This is a genomic window from Nocardioides sp., assembly GCF_034670285.1.
Lineage (GTDB): Bacteria > Actinomycetota > Actinomycetes > Propionibacteriales > Nocardioidaceae > Nocardioides.
Window position 1 is genome coordinate 1 of record NZ_JAXMNS010000371.1, and the last position, 3759, is coordinate 3759.

Below are 3759 nucleotides of genomic sequence, written 5' to 3' on the forward strand. Positions count from 1 at the left end.
CCAGACCGGCGAGGGACGCCCGCTCGTCGAGGTCCTGCGAGCGTCCGTTGACCATCACGTGCATGGGTCCTCATTTCTGTGGTGGGTGGGGTACTTGAAGCGGTCGGGGGTGAAGCACCTCGCGGTGGCAGGCACCTCGAGCCCGTCGACGTGGGCCCGCAGCGCCGCCGCCGTCACGGGCGCGAGCAGGACCCCGCCGCGGTAGTGGCCGCCGGCCACCAGGAGGCGCGCGGGACCCTGGCGATCCAGGGGTCCGATCAGGGGTCCGTTGTCGGGACTGCCCGGGCGGTCTCTAGCCATCACCTCCACGACGTCGGCGGTGTCGATCCCGGGCAGCAGGGCACGAGCGGTGTCGAGCAGCCGGGCGACGCCGCCCACCGTCGGGAGCGGCCCGTCAGAGGTTGCTGACGTCTGGGGCGTGGCGGGGTGCTCCTCCTCGGTCGCCCCGATGACGAGCTCACCGTCGGAGCGCGGGACGACGTAGACCCGCTCGCCGTGCCAGGTCGCCCGGAGCACCCGGGTCGGGGCGTCGCAGGAACGGACGCGCACCACCTCGCCGCGCACCGGCCGCACATGGCGCAGCCCGGCGTGGCCCGTGGCGAGCACGATCACGTCAGCGGGAACGTGGACACCGTCACCGCCGCCCAGGACGACGCCGTCGGCAACGGGCCGGGCTCGCGCCCGCAGGACACGCTCACCCAGCACGGCCAGGAGCGCGCTCGCGACCCGGCGCGGGTCGACGTGGCGGTCGTCGGGCAGGCGCACTCCCCCGGCCGCGCGTCCCGAGATCGAGGGCTCGAGGCGGCGCAGTGCGGGGCGGTCGAGCTCGTCGGCGCGCACGCCGCTCCGCTCGAGGAACGCTGCGGCCCGGAGCAGCTCGGTGAGGTCGTCGCGGTCGCCGCCCACCAGGAGCGCGCCGTCCTGGCGCAGGTCGACGTGGCGCCCGGACCTCTGCTCGAGGTCAGCGGCGAACCCCGGCCACCTGCTCAGCGAGTCGAGCCCCAGCGCGAGCAGGGCCTCCTCGCCGAACCAGGCCTCGCCTCCGGGTGCGAGCATTCCCGCCGCGGCACGTGTGGCTCCTCCGGCGGGCGACGGGTCGAAGACGCTCACGTCGTGTCCCGCCCGGACCAGCTCGTCCGCGCAGGCGAGGCCGACGATGCCGCCACCGATGACAGCGATCCGCAGACCCGCGGCTCCCCGGATCACCGTGCGTGCACGAGCTCGGCGATCTCCTGGGCTCTTCGTGGTGGGTCGGCGTCGTCCCAGACCGCCGAGGCGACGGCCACCCCATGGGCCCCTGCGGCCAGGGCGTCGGGCACCCGTGCCGCGGTGATCCCCCCGATGGCGATGGTCCACGCCTCGCGCGCCGCCGCGGCCAGCACGCCCTGACCGATGACACAGGTGAGCTCGGGCTTGGTGCGCGAGGCATGCACCGGTCCGACGCCGACGTAGTCCGCGCCGTCGCGTCGCGCCTCGACCGCGTGCTCGGGCCTTCGGCACGTCGCGCCGATCAGGAGACCCGGGTCGACGAGCGCGCGGGCATCGGCCACGGCCAGGTCCTCACGACCCAGGTGCACTCCGTCGGCGCCGGCTGCCAGGGCGAGGTCCAGCCGGTCGTTGACGATGACGCGGGTCGTCGTGCCTCGGGTCGCGGCGACCAGCGCCCGGGTCCAGTCGACGACCTCGCGGTCGGCCGCCCGCTTGGCGCGGACCTGGACGGCGTCGACGCCCGGACCGCCGCCGGCCGCGGCAGCTCGGAGCACGTCGAGGACTCGCTCGAGGGAGGTGGCGTCCAGGGTCGGAGGACCCGTGAGCAGGTGGAAACGTGGCAGCACGTCGCATTCACTTCCTTCGCCGGCATGACCCGGGGCAGGTTCGACGGTCGGGGCTGCCTCAGCCCCTTCTCAGCCCGATGCATCGGGCTCCCGTGTGGATGGCGCAGAACCTACCACCGCGCTGGGCACGCCCGCGCGCCGACGATCCGCGGCGAGCGCAGGGCGATCTCAGGGACCGACGGCGGACAGCAGCTCACCGATCTGGTGGTGCGCCTCGAGGGGATGCCGCAGGTGGCGGTCGGCGTCGACCTCGTAGCGGTTCCGGCGCCCGACCCGGGTCCTGCGCAGGTAGCCCGCCTCGACGAGGTCGTTGAGGATGCTCTGGGTCGCTCGCTCGCCGATGCCCACCTGCCCAGCAATGTCGCTGATCCGTGCGTCGCCGTCGCCGGCCACACAGATGAGGACGTGCGCGTGATTCGTGAGGAACGTCCAGCTGCCTTGGGCCCTGTCCTGGTTCCGGTCATCGGTTGCTGCCATCACGTGCCCCTCTCGACGTACCAGGTCCGCCCGAACGCGGACACCTGGCGAGTCAAACATGCATTGTCGGCCACGTCACGTTGACCGCGGGACTGCACGTCGACAACATGTGCACTACAAACCATGTTTCGTTGAACATGCGTCCCACCTTGCCCGGCACCGGGTGACCTCTGGATCGGACCCGCCCATGTCGAGCACGGACCTCGCCCTGGCCAACCTCACGCACCCGGCAGTGCTGGCCTTCCTGCTCGGCATCGTGGCCGTGGCCGTGCGGAGCGACCTGCACATCCCGCCCGGCGCCGCCAAGCTGCTCTCGGCCTACCTGCTCCTGGCGATCGGACTCAAGGGTGGCGCCGCACTCGTGAGCTCCTCACCCGGCGAGCTCGCCGGGCCGATCGCAGCCACCCTGGCGCTCGGCGCGGTCATCCCGGTGGTCGCCTACCTCGTCCTGGTGCGCTGGGGGAAGTTCTCCATCGTCGACGCCGCCGGCATCGCCGCCCACTACGGCTCGGTCTCGGCCGTGACCTTCGCCGCCGCCCTCACCTTCGCCACCACGATGGCCACAGGCCCTGCGCCGGAGGCATTTCTGCCTGCCCTGCTCGCAGTGCTGGAGATCCCGGGCATCCTGATCGCGCTCGCCATCGCCCACCGGGCCAAGGCGGAGGGTGGCAGCCTGCGCTCGGCGGTGGGTGAGGTGATGGCGGGTTCCAGCATGCTGTTGCTGCTCGGCGGGATCGTGATCGGCGCTGTGGCGGGCCCCGCCAACCGCGAGCTCGTCGAGCCCGTCTTCGTGGCACCCTTCGCGGGAGTCCTCGTGCTCTTCCTGCTGCACCTCGGGATCGTGGCCGGCCAGCGCCTGCGCGAGGTGCGCGACTCGGGCGCCTTCCTGGTGACGTTCGCCATCGTGATGCCACTGGTCGCGGGAAGCGTGGGCGCCCTGGTCGGCACCGCCGCAGGACTCTCCGTGGGCGGCGCGGCGGTCTTCGCCGCGATGACCGGCAGCGCGTCGTACATCGCGGCGCCGGCCGCCGTCCAGGTCTCGCTGCCCGAGGCCAACCTGGGACACGCACTGACCGCCTCCCTCGGGGTCACGTTCCCCTTCAACCTCGCCCTGGGCATCCCGCTCTACCACGCGATCGCCACCGCCCTGGGCTGAGCGAAGAGCGCTCACGGGCCCCAAGTAGAAATGAGAATCATAATCATCTAGGGTTCCTCGTGGCCGCCACTCGGCGTCCGTCCCAACCCCCCTCTGGAGGAACCATGCACCGCACCACCGCCCTCTCAACCGGCCTCGCCACCGCCCTCGTCGCGGGCGCGTTCGTGCTCTCCGCGCCCGCCGCCGCCTTCGCCGGCCCGGCCGCCTGCGAGGCGCCCGTCGCGCGCGCCCTGCACAACGCCGAGACCACCGTCGGCAGCGCGCCGGTCGCCGGATCCGGCTGCTGTCCGG

The 3759-nt window shown here is 72.9% G+C and carries 5 protein-coding genes and 1 riboswitch; of the genes, 2 read left to right on the forward strand and 3 right to left on the reverse strand.

The features are described from left to right. Window positions 1-54 precede the first annotated feature (54 nt). The 3 genes from thiO to VOI19_RS16030 form a co-directional block, all read right to left on the reverse strand. A complete protein-coding gene (thiO, locus tag VOI19_RS16020; RefSeq protein WP_323793965.1) occupies window positions 55-1206 on the reverse strand; it encodes a glycine oxidase ThiO in 1152 nt (383 codons plus the stop codon). Further along, window positions 1203-1835, reverse strand: a complete 633-nt coding sequence (thiE, locus tag VOI19_RS16025; protein WP_323793966.1) for a thiamine phosphate synthase — start codon at window positions 1833-1835, stop codon at window positions 1203-1205. Before thiE ends, thiO begins: the two co-directional genes overlap by 4 nt. Continuing rightward, a riboswitch (TPP riboswitch) is annotated at window positions 1830-1939 on the reverse strand. (Overlaps the previous gene by 6 nt.) A 64-nt stretch (window positions 1940-2003) precedes the next feature. Next, window positions 2004-2312 (reverse strand): hypothetical protein, encoded by a 309-nt coding sequence (locus VOI19_RS16030; RefSeq protein WP_323793967.1) that lies wholly within the window; start codon window positions 2310-2312, stop codon window positions 2004-2006. A 187-nt stretch (window positions 2313-2499) separates the two neighbouring features. On the opposite strand from VOI19_RS16030, the gene VOI19_RS16035 reads away from it, so the two are divergent. Next, window positions 2500-3468, forward strand: a complete 969-nt coding sequence (locus tag VOI19_RS16035) for a sodium-dependent bicarbonate transport family permease (protein ID WP_323793968.1) — start codon at window positions 2500-2502, stop codon at window positions 3466-3468. Between the two features lie 104 nt (window positions 3469-3572). Then, the coding region (locus VOI19_RS16040) for a hypothetical protein (RefSeq protein WP_323793969.1) at window positions 3573-3759 on the forward strand (187 nt) is incomplete at its 3' end.